This is a genomic window from Kitasatospora sp. NPDC005856 (assembly GCF_040629945.1).
Classification (GTDB): Bacteria; Actinomycetota; Actinomycetes; order Streptomycetales; family Streptomycetaceae; genus Kitasatospora.
In genome coordinates, this window is sequence record NZ_JBEXWT010000142.1 from 1 (window position 1) to 15,605 (window position 15,605).

16 protein-coding genes are annotated in these 15,605 nt (G+C 74.8%); 8 read left to right on the plus strand and 8 right to left on the minus strand.

Features of this window, described 5'->3' with window-relative positions; genetic code table 11:
• Positions 1-61: 61 nt before the first annotated feature.
• The gene (locus ABZ449_RS39870) at positions 62-955 is read right to left on the minus strand and encodes an SDR family NAD(P)-dependent oxidoreductase (RefSeq protein WP_360356438.1); all 894 of its coding nucleotides are present in this window, start codon (positions 953-955) and stop codon (positions 62-64) included.
• Positions 956-1,035: 80 nt separating this feature from the next.
• Here ABZ449_RS39870 and ABZ449_RS39875 point away from each other — a divergent pair, with 80 nt between their 5' ends.
• The 6 genes from ABZ449_RS39875 to ABZ449_RS39900 all read left to right on the plus strand — a co-directional run bounded on the left by ABZ449_RS39875 (position 1,036) and on the right by ABZ449_RS39900 (position 6,765).
• Complete coding sequence (locus tag ABZ449_RS39875) at positions 1,036-1,713, plus strand: TetR family transcriptional regulator (protein WP_360356440.1); 678 nt, start codon at positions 1,036-1,038, stop codon at positions 1,711-1,713.
• 122 nt (positions 1,714-1,835) lie between these two features.
• The gene (locus tag ABZ449_RS39880) at positions 1,836-2,024 is read left to right on the plus strand and encodes a DUF1508 domain-containing protein (protein ID WP_360356443.1); all 189 of its coding nucleotides are present in this window, start codon (positions 1,836-1,838) and stop codon (positions 2,022-2,024) included.
• A 109-nt stretch (positions 2,025-2,133) separates the two neighbouring features.
• Positions 2,134-3,351, plus strand: coding sequence for a glycosyltransferase family 1 protein (locus ABZ449_RS39885; protein ID WP_360356445.1), 1,218 nt, complete (start codon positions 2,134-2,136; stop codon positions 3,349-3,351).
• Entirely contained in the window at positions 3,348-4,577 is a 1,230-nt protein-coding gene (locus ABZ449_RS39890) for a glycosyltransferase (RefSeq protein WP_360356447.1), read from the plus strand. The genes ABZ449_RS39885 and ABZ449_RS39890 overlap by 4 nt, the downstream gene beginning before the upstream one ends.
• The gene (locus ABZ449_RS39895) at positions 4,574-5,458 is read left to right on the plus strand and encodes an SGNH/GDSL hydrolase family protein (RefSeq protein WP_360356450.1); all 885 of its coding nucleotides are present in this window, start codon (positions 4,574-4,576) and stop codon (positions 5,456-5,458) included. The genes ABZ449_RS39890 and ABZ449_RS39895 overlap by 4 nt, the downstream gene beginning before the upstream one ends.
• Positions 5,459-5,622: 164 nt before the next feature.
• Positions 5,623-6,765, plus strand: coding sequence for an NUDIX hydrolase (locus ABZ449_RS39900; protein WP_360356453.1), 1,143 nt, complete (start codon positions 5,623-5,625; stop codon positions 6,763-6,765).
• Between the two features lie 155 nt (positions 6,766-6,920).
• Here ABZ449_RS39900 and ABZ449_RS39905 read toward each other — a convergent pair whose 3' ends face one another.
• From ABZ449_RS39905 to ABZ449_RS39935, 7 genes are all read right to left on the minus strand, one after another.
• Positions 6,921-7,295 (minus strand): hypothetical protein, encoded by a 375-nt coding sequence (locus ABZ449_RS39905; RefSeq protein WP_360356456.1) that lies wholly within the window; start codon positions 7,293-7,295, stop codon positions 6,921-6,923.
• Between the two features lie 72 nt (positions 7,296-7,367).
• A complete protein-coding gene (locus ABZ449_RS39910) occupies positions 7,368-7,763 on the minus strand; it encodes a roadblock/LC7 domain-containing protein (RefSeq protein WP_360356458.1) in 396 nt (131 codons plus the stop codon).
• Between the two features lie 82 nt (positions 7,764-7,845).
• Positions 7,846-8,973 carry a hypothetical protein gene (locus ABZ449_RS39915; protein ID WP_360356461.1) on the minus strand — a complete coding sequence of 376 codons (1,128 nt, stop codon included), beginning with the start codon at positions 8,971-8,973 and terminating at the stop codon, positions 7,846-7,848.
• Between the two features lie 4 nt (positions 8,974-8,977).
• Positions 8,978-9,361 carry a hypothetical protein gene (locus tag ABZ449_RS39920; protein WP_360356463.1) on the minus strand — a complete coding sequence of 128 codons (384 nt, stop codon included), beginning with the start codon at positions 9,359-9,361 and terminating at the stop codon, positions 8,978-8,980.
• A gap of 540 nt (positions 9,362-9,901) precedes the next feature.
• The gene (locus ABZ449_RS39925) at positions 9,902-10,909 is read right to left on the minus strand and encodes an LLM class flavin-dependent oxidoreductase (protein ID WP_360356476.1); all 1,008 of its coding nucleotides are present in this window, start codon (positions 10,907-10,909) and stop codon (positions 9,902-9,904) included.
• A 71-nt stretch (positions 10,910-10,980) separates the two neighbouring features.
• Positions 10,981-11,655: a DUF2269 domain-containing protein gene (locus ABZ449_RS39930; RefSeq protein WP_360356465.1), complete on the minus strand. Its 675-nt coding sequence runs from the start codon at positions 11,653-11,655 to the stop codon at positions 10,981-10,983.
• 220 nt (positions 11,656-11,875) lie between these two features.
• Complete coding sequence (locus ABZ449_RS39935; protein ID WP_360356468.1) at positions 11,876-13,069, minus strand: peptidoglycan-binding protein; 1,194 nt, start codon at positions 13,067-13,069, stop codon at positions 11,876-11,878.
• Between the two features lie 359 nt (positions 13,070-13,428).
• Here ABZ449_RS39935 and ABZ449_RS39940 point away from each other — a divergent pair, with 359 nt between their 5' ends.
• Positions 13,429-14,877 carry a DUF6271 family protein gene (locus tag ABZ449_RS39940; protein ID WP_360356470.1) on the plus strand — a complete coding sequence of 483 codons (1,449 nt, stop codon included), beginning with the start codon at positions 13,429-13,431 and terminating at the stop codon, positions 14,875-14,877.
• A complete protein-coding gene (locus ABZ449_RS39945) occupies positions 14,874-15,371 on the plus strand; it encodes a GNAT family N-acetyltransferase (RefSeq protein WP_360356473.1) in 498 nt (165 codons plus the stop codon). The genes ABZ449_RS39940 and ABZ449_RS39945 overlap by 4 nt, the downstream gene beginning before the upstream one ends.
• Positions 15,372-15,605 lie beyond the last annotated feature (234 nt).

Consider the following 15,605-nt stretch of genomic DNA (forward strand, 5'->3'; position numbering starts at 1 on the left):
CCCGGTGATCACCGGGCGTCGGCTCGGCCGTGCAGGTCAGCCGACCTGCACGACGGACCGGTCAGTCGGTCGAGTCCGCCGGGAAGGCGACCGGGTAGTCCTCGGCGAAGTCGGCCGAGCGGGCCACCTCGCGCCACCTGGTGTCCTCCGCCAGGAGCCGCCGGTCCATGGCGATCGTGCCCTCGGCGGCGTTGACCCCGAGCGGCAGGTGGTGGGGGATGTCGCGCCGCTTGGCCACCCGGACCAGGATCTCGGCGGCGCGGACCGGATCGCCCGCGGTGCCGGCGCCGCCCTGCCGCATCAGCTCGTTCATGGCGCCGACCGTCTCGCCGTAGGCCTCCGGGACCTCGTGGACGACCATCGAGGAGCCGGCCCAGTCGGTGCGGAAGCCGCTGGGTTCGACCACCAGCACCCGCACACCGAACGGCGCGGCCTCGGTGCGCAGCACCCGGCTGAACCCGTCGATCGCGAACTTCGCCGCCTGGTAGGAGGCGATGCCGGCGGAGCCGCCGACCCGCCCGCCCATCGAGGAGAACTGCACGACCAGCCCGCCCTTCTGCTCGCGCAGCAGCGGGAGCGCGGCCTTGGTGACGTGGTAGACGCCCCAGAAGTTGGTCTCGAACTGGGCGCGGAAGTCGGCGTCGTCGGTGGTCTCGATCGGCGAGACGTTGGCGTAGCCGGCGTTGTTCACCAGCACGTCGATCCGGCCGAAGGCGGCGTGCGCCTCGGCGAGGGCGGCCCGGGCGGCCGCCGGGTCGGTGACGTCCAGCGCGATCGGGCGGATCCGGTCGCCGAACTCCTCGGCGAGGTCGGCGAGTTGCTCGGGCCGGCGGGCGGTCGCGGCCACCCGGTCGCCGGCTTCGAGCGCGGCGCGGACGAGGGCGCGGCCGAAGCCGCGCGAGCTGCCGGTGATGAACCAGGTCTGTTCGGTGTGCTGCTCCGTGTTCTGCTCCATGCCGCTAGTAAAACACCGTTGCCTTATTAGCGCAACGGCGTTTCGCTATTAAGGCAACGGCGTCGCCCTACCATGGGCGGGTGGATGAAGCATCGGAGTTCCAGCGCGCACGCTCGCCCGAGGCCAAGCGTCGGCGCGAGGCCGCGATCCTGGCGGCGGCCCGCTCGCTCGGCCGCGAGCGCGGCATCAGGGACGTCACGCTGACCGACATCGCCGCCGAGGTGGGGATGCACAAGTCGGCGCTGCTGCGGTACTTCGAGACCCGCGAGGAGATCTTCCTGCGGCTCACCGCCGAGGGCTGGGCGGAGTGGTCGGACGCGCTGACCGCGCGACTGCGGGAGGCCGCGGAGCCCGGACCGGCCGCCGTGGCGCGGGCGTTCGCCACCACACTCGCGGCCCGCGGGATGTTCTGCGACCTGCTCGCCCACGCCCCGCTCAACCTCGAACGCAACGTCTCGCTCGACGCCGTACGCGACTTCAAGCTCGCCACGCTCGCCGCCCGCGAACCGATCGGCGCGGCCGTCCGCGAACAGCTGCCCGCACTGGACGACCAGGACGTCGTCGACCTGATCGCCACCGCCGTCTCCCTGGCCGGAGCCATGTGGCAGATCGCGAACCCCGGCGCCGAGGTCGCCGCCCTCTACCGCGGCGACCCCCGGCTGGCACACGCCGTCATCGAGGTCGAACCCCGGCTCGCCCGCATCCTGACCGCCACCGTCACCGGGCTGGCAGCCGCACGAAGCGGGCCGCAGGCCTGACCCTACCGTCCCGCCGACGTCCGTTCCGGTGCACTCCAATGGATCATCTGGCGCGCCGCACAAGGGATTTGACCCTACGGTGCGGTTCCAGGGGGTCATCCGAGCGGAAGGCTGTTTCTGGCATGGCTGGCAAATTCGAGCTGTACGTGGACGAGGGCGGCATGCACCGGTTCCGGCTCAAGGCGAGCAACGGGACGATCGTGGTGACCGGCGACCCGCAGGAGAGCAAGGACGACTGCCTGAAGAGCATCGAGTCGATCCGCAAGCTCGCGCCGTACGCGGAGCTCAAGGAGACCGCCGGGACGCTGTGACCGGACGCGCTCCGGGGCGCGGGTCGGCGGTGCAAATCGCCGACCCGCGTTCGCCTGTACGACAGATCCCTTTGGCCGGGTGCACGCCGGGCGCGGACAGAACAGCGGCATGCGCGTCGTCATCGTCACCGAATCCTTCCCGCCCGAGGTCAACGGAGTCGCCCACAGCGTGCTGCGGACGGCCGAGCACCTGGTCCGCCGGGGCCACCAACCCCTCGTCGTCACCCCCGCGCCGGCACGGGGCGCCGCATGCCCGCCGGCGAGCTTCGGCAACGCCACGGCGGACGGGATTCCCGTGGTGCGCATCCCGTCGGTGCCGCTGCCCGGGTACCCCCAGGTGCGGATCGCCCTGCCCAGCCGGCAATTGGCGGCCGCGATCGCCGGGCACCGGCCGGACATCGTCCACCTGGCCAGCCCGTTCGTGCTCGGCGCGCGCGGGATGCAGGTCGCGGCGCGACTCGGAGTGCCCGCCGTGGCCGTCTACCAGACCGACCTGGCCGGGTACGCCCACGCCTACCGGGCCGGGCGGGGACTCGGCGAGGCCGCCGCCTGGCGGCGGATCCGGGCCGTGCACCGCGCGGCCGCCCGCACCCTGGCGCCCTCCACCCCCGCCGCCCAGGACCTCACCGCGCACGGGGTGCCCCGGGTCCAGCTGTGGCCGCGCGGAGTGGACTCGGTGCGGTTCCACCCCCGGCACCGGGACGAGGCGCTGCACCGGGCGCTCGCCCCCGGCGGTGAGGTGCTGGCGGGGTACGTCGGACGGCTGGCACCGGAGAAGCGGGTCGACCTGCTGGCGGCGGCCTCGGCGCTGCCCGGGGTGCGGGTGGTGGTCGTCGGGGACGGCCCCTCGGCACCCGGGCTGAAGTCCTCGATGCCCGGCGCGGTGTTCCTCGGCCGGCGCACCGGTGACGAACTGGCCCGCTGCTTCGCGACCCTGGACGTCTTCGTGCACACCGGCCCGCTGGAGACCTTCTGTCAGACCATCCAGGAGGCGATGGCCAGCGGCGTACCGGTGATCGGCCCGGCAGCGGGCGGACCGCTGGACCTCGTCGCCCACCACCGCACCGGCCTGCTGGTGCCGCCCCGGGACGGCGCGGCGGTGGCCCGCGCGGTGGCCGAACTCGCCGCCGACCCGGCGCGACGGGCCGCGTACGGGCAGGCCGGACGGGCCGAGGTCACCGGACGCAGCTGGGAGGCGGTCGGGGACCTGCTGCTGCGGCACTACGCCGAGGTGCTGGCCGAGCACCGCGGGCTGCCGCTGCCGCCCACCGCCCCGGAGCCGGTCGTGCCGGCGGCGCCCGTTCTGCCGGAGGAGCTGCCGGCATGACCCCCGTTCCCGACGGCAGCGCAGGGACCGCCGGCGAGGCGCCGCGGACCGGCCCGACGTCGAGGGCCGGCGAGGCTCTGACGATCGTCCGGCTCGCCAACTTCGTGACCCCGGTCTCCGGCGGCCTGCGCACCGCGCTGCGCCACCTCGGCGCCGGGTACCGGGCGGCCGGACACCGGCCGGTGCTGATCGTCCCCGGGGAACGGCGCCGCGAGGAGGAGACCGACCAGGGGGTGGTGGTCACCCTGCCCGGCCCGGTGCTGCCGGCCAGCGGCGGCTACCGGCTGCTCACCGACCGGCGGGCGGTGGCCGCCGAGCTGACCAGGTTCTCCCCCGACCGGCTGGAGGTGTCCGACCGCACCACCCTACGGTGGACCGGCGCCTGGGCGCGGCGGCACGGGGTGCGCTCGGTGATGGTCTCGCACGAGAGCGCCGCCGGGGTGCTGCGCACCTGGGGCCTGCCCGAACCGCTGGCGGGCGCGGCGGCAGACCGGCTCAACGCGGCCACGGCCCGCGCCTACGACGCGGTGCTCTGCACCACCGACTGGGCGGCGGCGGAGTTCCGGCGGATCGGCGCCCCGAACCTCGCCCGGGCACCGCTGGGGGTGGACCTGGACGCGATGCGACCGCTCCCGCCGGCCGCACGCGCGGCCGAACGGGCCCGGTACGCCGCTCCGGACGAGACGCTGCTGGTGCTCTGCTCGCGGCTCTCGGCGGAGAAGCGGCCCGAGCGGGCGATCGAGGCGCTGGCCGACCTGCGGGCGCGGCGGCAGCCCGCGGTGCTGGTGGTCGCCGGGACCGGCCCGCTGTGGGAACGGCTGGCCGCCCGGGCCGCCCGGCAGCGGCTGCCGGTGCGCTTCCTCGGGCACCTGGGCGGGCGCGCCGAGCTGGCCGGGCTGCTGGGCTGCGCGGACGTGGTGCTCGCGCCGGGGCCGGTGGAGACCTTCGGCCTGGCCGCGATGGAGGCGCTGGCCTGCGGGACGCCGGTGGCGGTCAGCCGCTCCTCCGCGCTGCCCGGCCTGATCGGGCTCGCCGGAGCGGCGGCCGTCGACACGGGCAGCGGATTCGCCTCCGCCGTACGGCAGTTGCTCGGACGGCCGGAGGACCTTCGGCGGGCCGCCGCCCGGGCACAGGCCGAGCGGTACGGCTGGCCGGCGGCGGTGGCGGGGTTCCTGGCGGCGCACGGCGCGCGCCATGACGAGGCAGGCGGACGGGGGCCGGGATGAGCATGCTGGAAGCCGGGCGTGACCGGGCGGCGCGGGAGCGCCCCGCGGCGGGCGAGCTGCTGCGCTTCGTCGCACTCGGGGACTCCCTGACGGAAGGGATCGGGGACCGGGTCGGCGAGGACTGGCGCGGCTGGGCCGCCGTCCTGGCCCACGCGCTGGCACCCGAGGGACGGGACGTCGAGTTCACCAACCTGGCGTACAGCGGGGCACTCACCACGGAACTGACGGCCCGCCAGCTTCCGGACGCACTGGCACAGCGGCCGCAGCTCGCGGCCGTGGTCGTCGGCGGCAACGACACCCTGCGAACGGGCTTCGACATCCGGCGCGCCACCCTGGAGCTGGACGCCACGCTGGGGGAACTGTCCGGCCACGGCGCCCGGCTGCTGACCGCCTGCCTGCCCGACCCGGGCAGCCTGCTCCGGCTCCCGGCACCGCTCGCCCGCCCGCTGGCGCGCCGGATGCGGGCCGTCAACACCGTGGTGCACGCCCTCACCGAACGCCACCGGGCGGTGCACCTGCACATCGCCGAGCTGCCGTGGCTGACGGAGCGCCGGCTGCTCAGCGTGGACCGCCTGCACCCCAGCGCCGAGGGCCACCACCTGATCGCCCTGCGGTTCCACGACCTGCTCGCCGAGGCCGGCCACCCCCTCGGCCCGCCCCCGGCCGCCGCCCCCGCCGAACCCCCGCCGGGCCTGGCCGCCGACCTCTGGTGGATGGCCACCCGCGGCACCCGCTGGCTCGCCGCCCGCAGCACCGACCTCCTGCCGGGCCTGCTCGCCCTGGCAGCGGCCGAGGGCGTCGCCCGCCTGCGCGGCGGGAGCCGGCGGCACGACGAGCAGATGGCCCTCGCCGCGGCACAGGCGCTGGCCTCCCTGGGCTGAGGAGCCCACCGGGGCGGCGGGGTCAGCAGGACCGCGGGGCCGCGGGGTCAGCGGGACAGGCCCAGGGATCGCCCGATCGGGGTTGGTCGACGGTGCGCCCGGCGGGAACCATCGGGGTGGCCCGGGTTGTCGTATCCGGGGAGAGCACGGCGAAGGGAGTCGGGGTGGAGAGCGCGGGCACGGCCGGGCGGGATCTTCTGGCGGCGGCGGGGGTGCTGTTCCCGGACGCGGACGGGCGGGTGCTCGTGGTGCGGCTGCCGTACGACCGGAAGGATCCGGTGGCGATCCCGGGCGGCGGGTGGGAGGCGGCGGACCGGTCGCCCCGGGAGACCGCCGTGCGGGAGATCCGGGAGGAGCTGGGCTTCACGCCCCGACTGGGACCGCTGGCCGGCGTGGACTGGGCGCTGCTGCGCGACGGCGACCGGCCGATCGTCGTGTACCTGTACTGGGCCGAGCCGCTGACGGCGGAGCAGGCGGCGGCGTTCCGGCTGGACGCGGCGGAGGTCGGCGGGTGGACGTGGCTGACGGCGGAGCAGGCCGGGCGTGCGCTGCCGCCCCGGCTGTCGCGCCGGGTGACGGCCTGCCTGCGGGCACCGCGCGACGCCGGGCCGCTGGAGCTGGAGGACAGCCGGCCGGTCGGGCACACGCTCCGGTGGCTGCCCGTCGACGGGCCGGTCCCCGAGTACGCCGGGCTGGCCGCGGCGCCCGGGCTGACGCCGTCGACCGAGAACCCGCCGGAGCCACCGGAGCCACCGATGGACCGGGAGACCTACTACGCCACCCGGCCACGCATCCGGACGAAGGCGCGGGCGCTGTTCACCGACGCTGCCGGCCGGGTCCTGCTGGTGCGGCTGCGGCCGTGGGACGGGCCGCGCGGGCGGGTCCCGCACTGGACGCTGCCGGGCGGCGGGGTCGAGGCGGACCGAGAGATGCCCCGGGAGGCGGCCCGACGGGAGATCCGCGAGGAACTCGGCTGGCAGATGGACCCGGGGCCGCTTCTGGCACTGGACTGGCAGCCGGGTACGGCGGCCGACCCGACGGCGGACCCGGCGACCGGTCGGGACACGGCCGTCCTGGTGTACGTGTTCGACGGGGGCACGGTGACGGAGTCGATGCTCGACTCGATCGTGCTGCCGGAGGAAGAGCTGGTGGAGTGGCGGCTCTGCGATCCGGCCGAGGCGCGGGCGCTGCTGACCGGCCCCTCCTGGGACCGGACGGCCGCCGCGCTGGCCGCCCGGGACGGGGCGGGCGGGCCGGCCGAGCTGGTGCGCGGGCAGGTTGCCGGACCGGACCTGCCCCGGGGGTGAGACCCCGCCGGACGCACCCCGGCGGGGCGTTGGGCCGCCGCCGGGGCCGTCCGCACCGTGCCGCACGTCAGGGCGGCGCGGCGGGACGGGACGGCGCCTCGGAGTGGCGCGCGGCGCGGCGGCGCCTCGGAGCAGCGGCGCCTCGGAGCGGCGTGTCAGACCTCCAGATCGGCCTCGATCCGGCCCAGCTGGTGGCGGGCCATCGCGAGGTTGGCGCGCGACTTGTCCAGCGCGAGGTAGAGGAACAGACCCTTGCCGGTGCGGCCGGTGAGCGGGCGGATCAGGTGGTACTGGCTGCTCAGGGTGATCAGGATGTCCTCGATCCCGTCCTGGAGGCCGAGCATGTCCATGGTGCGCATCTTGGCGCGGACCACGTCGGTGTTGCCGGCGGCGGCGACGTTGAGGTCCAGGCCGCCGGGGCCGTCGAGGGTGGCCAGCGCCATGCCGCTGTTGTAGTCCACCAGGGCCGCGCCGATGGCGCCCTCGATGCTGGTCATGGCCTGCTTGAGCGCGCCGGCTGCGTCGGTCATCTGGGTAACTCCCGTTCAGTGGTGGGTGGTTCAGGTGGTGGTAGTGCGGTGTTCGGCCCGGGTCAGCCCTGGTCAGCCCGCTTCGCGCGGGTCCTTGGGCACCAGGGCGTCGTTGAGCAGCCCGGCGATGCGCTGGGCGCTGCGGCGGGCCTCCAGGTGCAGCCGGCCGACGTTGACGTCGGGGTGCGCCAGCAGGGTCAGCACGCAGCTGCCGCCGGCCGCGTACGTGGCGACGTAGCCGTTCTCGCCGCGCACCAGCGACTCGCGGAACTCGCCCTGGCCGGTGGTGTCGGCGAGCCGCTGGGCCAGCGAGAGCGAGGCCGCCGTCATCGCGGCCAGTCCCGAGGGTTCGGTGCCGTGGGTGTCGTGCGCGATCAGCAGGCCGTCCACGCTGGCGACCAACCCGCCCGCGAGGTGCGGGACACGGTGTTTGACGGCGCGCAGTTCGGCGAGCAACTCGGTCTCCAAGGCGATCAGTTGTCTCCTTCCGACACGCTGCTTGAGTGCCCGCCTCATGGCCGGAACGACGGGGTCGCGGGCGGGGAGTGGGTCAAAGTCGGGCCTCCAGAAGGTCTCGGATCCGGGTCAGCAGCGCGATGTCCGGGTCGGGGACGGCCAGCGGGTGGGCCGCAGCCGTGAGCGGGCGTTCGGTGCTCGTGGGGGTGTCGGTCCCGGTGCGGGTCGCATCGGGGGCGGGGGCGACGTCGGGGGCAGGAGCCGGAACGGTCGCGACCGGGGCGCCGGGGAGGCCGGCACCCTGGAGGCCGGCCTCCCGGAGGCTGGCGCCGGGGACCCGGCGGTGCAGCCCTCCGGCCGGTCGGCCCGCAACCGGCGGGCGGACTTCGGGCAGGCAGGGGTCGTCCGACCGGCGGGGAACGTCCGACCGGCAGGGCGCGAGGGGCGCGAGGGGCGCGCCGGGCGCAACAGGCGGGCGGGGCGCGACGAACGGGCCGGGCGCGACGGACGGACGCGAGGCGTCCAGCAGTCCGGCGGCGGCCAGTCGGCGGACGTCGGCCGTCACGCCGAAGCCGGAGCGGCCGAGCAGCCTGGCCAGGTCCGCCGGGGTCCTGCGACCGTCCGCGTGGTCCAGCAGCTCACGTCGCCGGCGTCCGGAGGGTCGGTGGGACGGCCGGCGGCCGTGCTCGGTCGGGCGGACGGGCGCGGTGTCGAGCTGCGCCCACGGCCAGATCCCGTCGAGCAGTTGCCGCCGGCGCTCGACCTCGCGGCGGATCCGGGCCGGGTCGACCTCCGCGACCGGTCCGAGCCAGTGCCGGGCGCCGGCCTCGAACCGCCAGACCCCGCCGGCCGGATCGGCGAGGACGAAGAAGGCGGCGTCGAACAACGTTCCCAGGTGGCCGAGTTCGAGCTCCCCCCGGGTGAGCAGCCGCCGTTCGACCAGCGCCTCGCCGACCCTCGCCCCCGGGCCGTGGATCCGGAGCAGCTCCGCCCAGTCCTCGGGGGTGATCCGGCCGCAGCCGGTGAGCAGGTCGGCCAGACCGGGAGCCCGGGAGGACTCGGCGGCGGCCACCCGCCCGTCGACCAGGTGGAGGCTGCCGAGCGGCCCGTGCAGGGCGCCGGTGGCGCGGCGGTCGGCGAGCAGGGCGAGCGCCTCGCCCGGGGTCCCCGGGGTGGCGACCTCCGCCGGGGGCGGCGGCGCGGTGCCGGTCGCGGCGGTCACGTGCTCACCCCAGCACCAGCTCCTCGGCGAGCGCCTGGAGGCGGAAGCGGGCGGCGGCGAGGTTGCCCTCCGCGCGGTCCAGCCAAAGGTGCAGGACGAGCCTGCTGTCGAAGACGGTGTCGATGAAGCGGATCAGGTGGTAGCTGCGGCCGGCGGTGACGATGATGTCCTCCAGCGGGGCCCGTCGATCCTCCACCGCGGTGAAGGTCTGGCTCTCAACGGCCGCCCGTACCAGGTCGGTCGCCTCGGCGGCGGAGGTCTCGTGCTCTCCGCTCGGGCTGTCCCCGAGGCTGCCTAAGGCGAGCCCGCTGCTCCAGTCGACCAGGCTCGCGGCGCGGGCCCCTGGGATCGCCATTGCTCCGGAGAGGCATTCGTCGATACCGGGCACACCGGCTCCTTCGCGGGGTCTGGGCGGCCGGGCGCAGTGCGACGCCGACCGGTTCACCACCAGCAGTGGCTAGTTCGACACGGAAGGCTACTGCCGGATTCCAGACGACGAACATTCCAATGGCATATTCACACCACTTGCGTCCAGTTCCAGCCAATCCCTGACGGCACATCAGATCGAAGGGGGAGGTGACCCCACTGGTGGAACAGGGGCGTTGGAGCGTCGTTCACCGGCCACCTGGCACGGCACCTTGGCCGGTATCGAGCCCCGAGGGAGGGTTTCCAGCCCAAAAGTGCGATAAGAGGACACGGTCACGGAACTCGAACCGGAGCCGGTCGGCCCGACACCGCCCGGCGGCCCTCGATCAGGGCGGTGAGCCCGAGTCCGAAGGCCCGGTCGGCGCGCTCGCGCCCGACGGCCGGAGGTGTACGCGCGGCTCGGGACGACCGAGGTCGACGGGGGCCGAGCGGCGGGCCGTGCAGGGAGCCCGGTGCCGCCCGGCGCCGCGCCCCGGCCTGCCGTCGTCCTGCCGTCGCCCGGTCAGACCTGGCCGAAGGCCTCGGCGAGGAGCCGGTAGGAGTCGAGCAGCTCGGCGCGGTCGTAGGTGCTGGTGGTGACCAGGAACTCGTCCGCCCCGCTGCGCTCCACCAGCGCCGCCAGCTCGGCGACGGCCTGCTCCGGGGTGCCCGCGATGTGGCCCTTGAGTGACTGCTCGAACGCGGCCCGCTCCCGGGGCGTCATCTCCCGGGCCCGGACTTCGGCGGCCGGGGTCAGCGGCGGGAACTCGCCGTGGGTGCGGGAGTACGCGCCGGACCAGGCCTCCGGGACGAGCAGCTCACGCGCGCGCTCGGCCGTGTCGGCGACCGCCACCGTGCCCGAGACCACCACGTACGGCTCGGCGGCCTGCGCGGAAGGACGGAACCGGGTGCGGTAGCGGTCGATCGCCTCAAGCATCCGGTCCACTCCGCGCGGGGCGGCGATCACCAACGGGAGGCCCGCCTCGGCGGCCAGGTCGGCGCCCGTACCGGTGGCCAGGACGAAGGCCGGGACGTGCAGGCCTTCGGCCGGCCGGGCGTGGACCCCGCGATTCACCTCCTGCGAGCCGTCGAAGTAGCCGAGCAGTTCGGCCAGCTGGGCACCGAACGCGTCCGCGGCCTCCTTCTCCCGTCCGAGCGCCCGCCGGACACCGTCGGTGAAGCCCACCGAGCGCCCGAGCCCCATGTCGATCCGCCCCGGGAACAGCGCGGCCAGCACCCCGAACTGCTCGGCCACCACCAGCGGCTGATGGTTGGGCAGCATCACCCCGCCGGTTCCGACCCTGATGCGCGAGGTGGCCGCCGCCACCGCCGCGGCGAGCACGGTGGGTGCCGACCCGGCCACCCCCGGCACGCCGTGGTGCTCGGACACCCAGAACCGGTGGTAGCCGAGCCGCTCCATCTCGCGGGCGAAGGCCACCGTGCCCCGCAGTGCCTGGGCCGGCTCCTCACCCTGTCTGGTGCGGGAGCGGTCGAGCACGGACAGCCTGGTCGTGGGCGCGGCACTGGTCACGTCGGTGGACAACGCCTCTCCCCCGCACAGGCATTCCCCGGGCGCTCGGACCGCGGCCCACCGCGTGCCGATCAGTCGCCCGCTCCGGGTATTCGGGCCGGACGGGTGTCGATGGCCTCGGCCTCACCCTTGGCCTCGGCCCCGACCGTGTCCGGGGACGCGGATCTGGCATGGGCCTTGCGGCGGCCCCAGGGCTTGTACACCGAGAGGATCACGTTGAACAGATAGAGCGTCAGCGCCACCGCCGGAACGATCACCGTGTTGTAGCGGACGAAGCCGAGGTCCGCCACCGTGATCGGGCCCGTCGGATGCGCGTCCGCCACCCGCACCGCGTCGTGCAGCCGGCCGGTGAGGGCGAGGACGGAGGCCGTCATCGCCCCCAGCGTCAGCCAGAACTTGGTGCTCACCCAGTAGTACCGGAACAGCCCCCAGGACGTGCCGAGCCCGAGCGCCACCCCGCTCAGGAAGGTGAGCAGGCTCAGCGGCAGGATCAGCGCGTCACCGAGCAGACCCATCGCCCGGTAGGCGGTGCGCAGCCGGTCGGCGTCCCCGGTCGTCAGGGCCGTCACCGCCAGGGTGAGCAGGCAGAGCATCAGGGCCAGCCAGCTCACCGAGGCGACGAGGTGCAGGGCGACCAGCGGTTTGCGCACCGCCGGCGGCAGGCGGCGGCCCCCGGGCGCGGGTGCCGCCACCCGCCGTGACGACGTCGGTTCGGACGCCGCGACGGCGCCGGTGGGCGAACGCACGGGTACCTCCTTCGAGTCGGGGTCACGAGGACGGCCCCAGGCTCTCCCGCCCGCGCCTCATCCGGCATCTGACGGTGGAAGTAACCTCGTCTACTCCCGGGCGAGTACGCCGCCCCCGGGAACCGCCGGACATCAGCTCCCGGGAGCAGTGCCGTCCGCACCACCCCCGGCCGTCCGGGGCCCGGCCCCGTGCGACGCCTCCCCGGGAGCGGCACCGGCCTCAGTCGGTCACCGCGAACCCCTGCGCCGCGCCCAGCCGGTACAGCGAGGCCGGGCCGGGAATCCCGTCCGCGGCCCCCGCCTCGTACCCGCAGCGCCGCTGCCAGGCCGCGTACGCGGAGACCGTCCGGCTGCCGAACGAGCCGTCCACCCAGCGCTGGTCGAGCAGCCCCTCGTCCACGAGCGCCTGCTCCACGATCGCCGCCTCGGCCGGGTACGTCAGGTGCCCCTGCTCGGCCCCCGGGTCGGTCCGGGCGGCCTCGATCACGTGGGTCACCGAGACCGTCCGCCGGCCGGGCAGGTAGCCGAGCAGCCGGCGCAGCGAGGCCTCGCCCGGGACGCCGTCCGCCGCCTGCCCGGAGTAGCCCAGACTCCCCTGGTAGTCCGCGTAGTTCGCGGTGTCCGCGTCCGTCCAGTTCGGGCCGGGGCCGGAGCGGTAGTGGTCGCCGAAGCCGTGCGAGACCAGCGCCCGCCCGACCACTGTCACCTGGTAGCCCTGGGCGCCGTAGCCGTACGGCAGGTCGTTGATGCTGACCTGGTAGCGGGCGGGCGTGGCCGGGGGCACCGGGTGCTGCTGCGGGGGCGGGGTGCCCGGGGAGCCCGGCCCGGCCGTGAAGTCGGGCCAGGAGCCGGGGTCGGTGTGGTCGTTGTACGGGACGTGGGCGTGCGCGTACCAGCCGCCGAAGGCCTCCCAGGCCCGCTCGTCGCGGTGGCCGGAGAAGTCGGCGGGCTGGCCCATCGGCCAGATGTCGGGCACGCCCCAGGAGGAGGTCCAGGCGTGGATCCGGTCCCAGCCCGCGCACGGGGTGTCGACCAGTCGCGGGTAGACGCCGCCCCGGTAGCGGCAGTAGGGGAAGAAGACGGCCTCGATCTGGATCACCACCTGCCCGGCCCGGTTGGTGCGGGTCGGGCTCTCGGCGGGGCTGAGCAGGCTCTTCGAGCGGGAGTCGGCCGGGAACAGCTGCGCCGTGCGGCCGCTGAACGGGTCCCAGACCAGGTGCGGCGCGCTGCCGGCGCCGCTGCCGGTGAAGTAGCCGACCAGGTCCTCGTAGGGGCACCAGTCCTGCGGCGCGGTCGCGGTCGCGTTGCGGTCCCAGGTGATGTGGGCGATGGCCTTCGGCGGGTACTGCTGATCGGTCGGCGCGTGGTCGCCGAGGTCGTGGATCTCGGCACCGGGCAGCCACAGTTCGGGCATTGCGGGCTCCTCCGAACGGCGTGAGGGCATCACTTCCGGTATCGGCAGGTACGGCTCGCGAATTGACCCCGACGGCGCAAATGCCCGGCGATGAACCCCCCTTGCCCGTCCGGCCGTTCGACTCTGCGGGGGTTGTTCGCCCCTGCGTGCGATTCCGGCGCCCGTGCGGGGGCGGCGGATCGCGCGGGAGGGGGCGCATTCCACCCCGCCGAGGCCTCGGCTGTCAATCGTTGACATCAAAAGTGGTCTAGTCCACGGTGGTCCGGCGGACCGGCACCAGCCCGCGCCCGGGACTTCCGCGTGCAAACAACTCGCCGCCGTGGAACCGAATCTGACGACCCGATGGAGAAATCCGCACCATGCAAAGAGTCTGCCTCGCCCTGCCCACCATGCGGCCCTGCCCCGACACCATCGCGGAACTCGCCGAGGAGGCGGCCTACGCCGTCGCGAACTTCGGGGTCGAGGTGCACCTCCTCATCCTCGACACCACCGACGCCGGCGGGTTCGCGGAGAACGCGGGCGCCGTGGCCGCGCTGGAGCCCGCCCCCGGCGTGGTCGTCCACCACCTCGGCGAGGCGCGGCAGCGGGAGTTCCTGCGCCGGGTGTCCGAGCGCTCCGGCGCCGCCGACCCCGAACTGCTGCTCGACCTGATGCTCCCGCGGGCCGTCGCGTACGGTTCCTGCGTCAACCGGCTCTTCCTGGGTGCGGCCGCCCTGGGCTGCACCTCGGCGCACCTGCGCAACGACGACGCCGACTTCCAGGTCGTCGACGGCCGGAAGATCTTCCCGATCCACCACGAGTTGCTGTCGATCGGCCGGCCGGCCGGCGAGGCGGTGGCCGGCGTGTCCCGCTCCGAGCTCGACCCGGCCGACGCGGACAAGCCGGTGATGCTGGTCAGCGGCTCCTTCATCGGCGAACTCAACGTGGACATCGGCGAGATCCACGAGCTGGACCCGGCCGTCTACCGCGACGTGGTGCGCCTGTGGACCCCTCCGGTGTGGTCGGAGGAGGAGAGGGACGCGATGGTGGACATCTCGTTCAAGGGCGCCGGCTCCGAGCCGTTCGACACCGACGAATCCGTCCTCGGCGTGCCCGACATCTGGGACGTCTACATGTGCAACATCGCCCTGGACCACCGGGCCTACGAGGTGCTGCCGCTGCTGCCCGCGACCGAGACCATCGGCAGCGACTACGCCCTGCTGCACGCCCTGGTCCACTCCCGGCTGCCCGGTGTCGTCCACAACCGCCACATCGTCAACTACTACACGCCCGAGCGCCGCACCGGCGCCGGCTTCGTCTCCTACCAGCTGCGGTTCGTCAAGTTCCTGCTCTCGATGCTGTACCTGTACCCGGTCTACGGCGGGATGATCGACCTCGGCCGCGGACTGCTGGACGAGCGGAACGGACTGAAGGTCGAGCCGATCCTCGACCTGGCGCGGGGCAGCGTCCACTGGGACCGGGCCGGAAACGTGCACTGCCTGGACGTCCTGGACCGCTCCTACCGCAAGCTGGGCGGCAAGTACGCCGAACTCGCGGACGTGATGGCCGGACGGCGGGAGCAGCTCCTGGACGAGGCCCGGCAGGACGCCGAGCGGTGGGCGGTGCTGATCGAGGCCTGGGCGCCGATGGTGGCCGCCGCCCGCGCGGAGGGGCTCCGCACCGGTACGGAGGGACTCGACGCGGACGCGGACGGGACGGACGGGACGGACGCCGGCACGGACGGGACGGACGCCGGCACGGACGGGACGGACGCCGGCACGGACGGCACGAACGGCGCCGGCACCGGCACGGACGCGCCGGTCCGGTGAGCGAGGACCTCCGGATCCGGCGGCTGGCCGACGGCGACTGGGACGCCGTCGTCGCGCTGGAGCACGCCGCCTACGCGGCCGACGGCCTGTCCGAGGGCCGGGAGGCGCTCCAGTCGCGCGCCCGCAGCTCGCCCGGCACCTGCTTCGTGCTGGAGCAGCACGGCACGGTGCGCGGCTACCTGCTGAGCCTGCCCTACCCGCCGCTGCGCTGCCCGGACCTCAGCCGCCCGGAGGAGCAGGCCTTCCGTTCGACCAACCTGCACGTGCACGACCTGGTGATCGCCGAGGAGCTGCGCGGACGGGACGTCGCGCTGGGCTTCATCCGGCACTTCCGGGAGCAGGCGGACGAGCAGGGGTTCGAGCGGATCTCGATGGTCGCGGTGCGCGGGGCGGACATCCTGCTGCGGCTGCTCGGCTACCGGGCGCACCGGGAGGTGCCGGTGCCCGCCTGCTACGGACGGCGGGCGGTGTACATGTCGATGCCGGTTCGCTGACCTGCGGGAACACGCGGACGAATGATCACCCTTTCGGCCTAGTTCAAACGGCGAAGATCACCCCGTCGGGTGAGGCTGGTGGCGGCTGCGCCCCCGTGCAGCCGCCGGCAGCACCCGCCCGCACGTCCGAGGAGCAGCGCATGAAGGCCGCCGTCGTCCGCGATTTCACCGCACCGCTGGTCGTCGAGGAGCGTCCGGTGCCCGAGCCGGCCGCGCACCAGGTCCGGGTCCGGA

What these genes read in the sequence shown, in the direction of transcription:
- ABZ449_RS39870 (WP_360356438.1), bottom strand. Translation starts at nt 955, where the DNA reads ATGGAGCAGAACACGGAGCAGCACACCGAACAGACCTGGTTCATCACC.
- ABZ449_RS39880 (WP_360356443.1), top strand. Translation starts at nt 1,836, where the DNA reads ATGGCTGGCAAATTCGAGCTGTACGTGGACGAGGGCGGCATGCACCGG.
- ABZ449_RS39885 (WP_360356445.1), top strand. Translation starts at nt 2,134, where the DNA reads ATGCGCGTCGTCATCGTCACCGAATCCTTCCCGCCCGAGGTCAACGGA.
- ABZ449_RS39890 (WP_360356447.1), top strand. Translation starts at nt 3,348, where the DNA reads ATGACCCCCGTTCCCGACGGCAGCGCAGGGACCGCCGGCGAGGCGCCG.
- ABZ449_RS39895 (WP_360356450.1), top strand. Translation starts at nt 4,574, where the DNA reads ATGAGCATGCTGGAAGCCGGGCGTGACCGGGCGGCGCGGGAGCGCCCC.
- ABZ449_RS39905 (WP_360356456.1), bottom strand. Translation starts at nt 7,295, where the DNA reads ATGACCGACGCAGCCGGCGCGCTCAAGCAGGCCATGACCAGCATCGAG.
- ABZ449_RS39935 (WP_360356468.1), bottom strand. Translation starts at nt 13,069, where the DNA reads ATGCCCGAACTGTGGCTGCCCGGTGCCGAGATCCACGACCTCGGCGAC.
- ABZ449_RS39940 (WP_360356470.1), top strand. Translation starts at nt 13,429, where the DNA reads ATGCAAAGAGTCTGCCTCGCCCTGCCCACCATGCGGCCCTGCCCCGAC.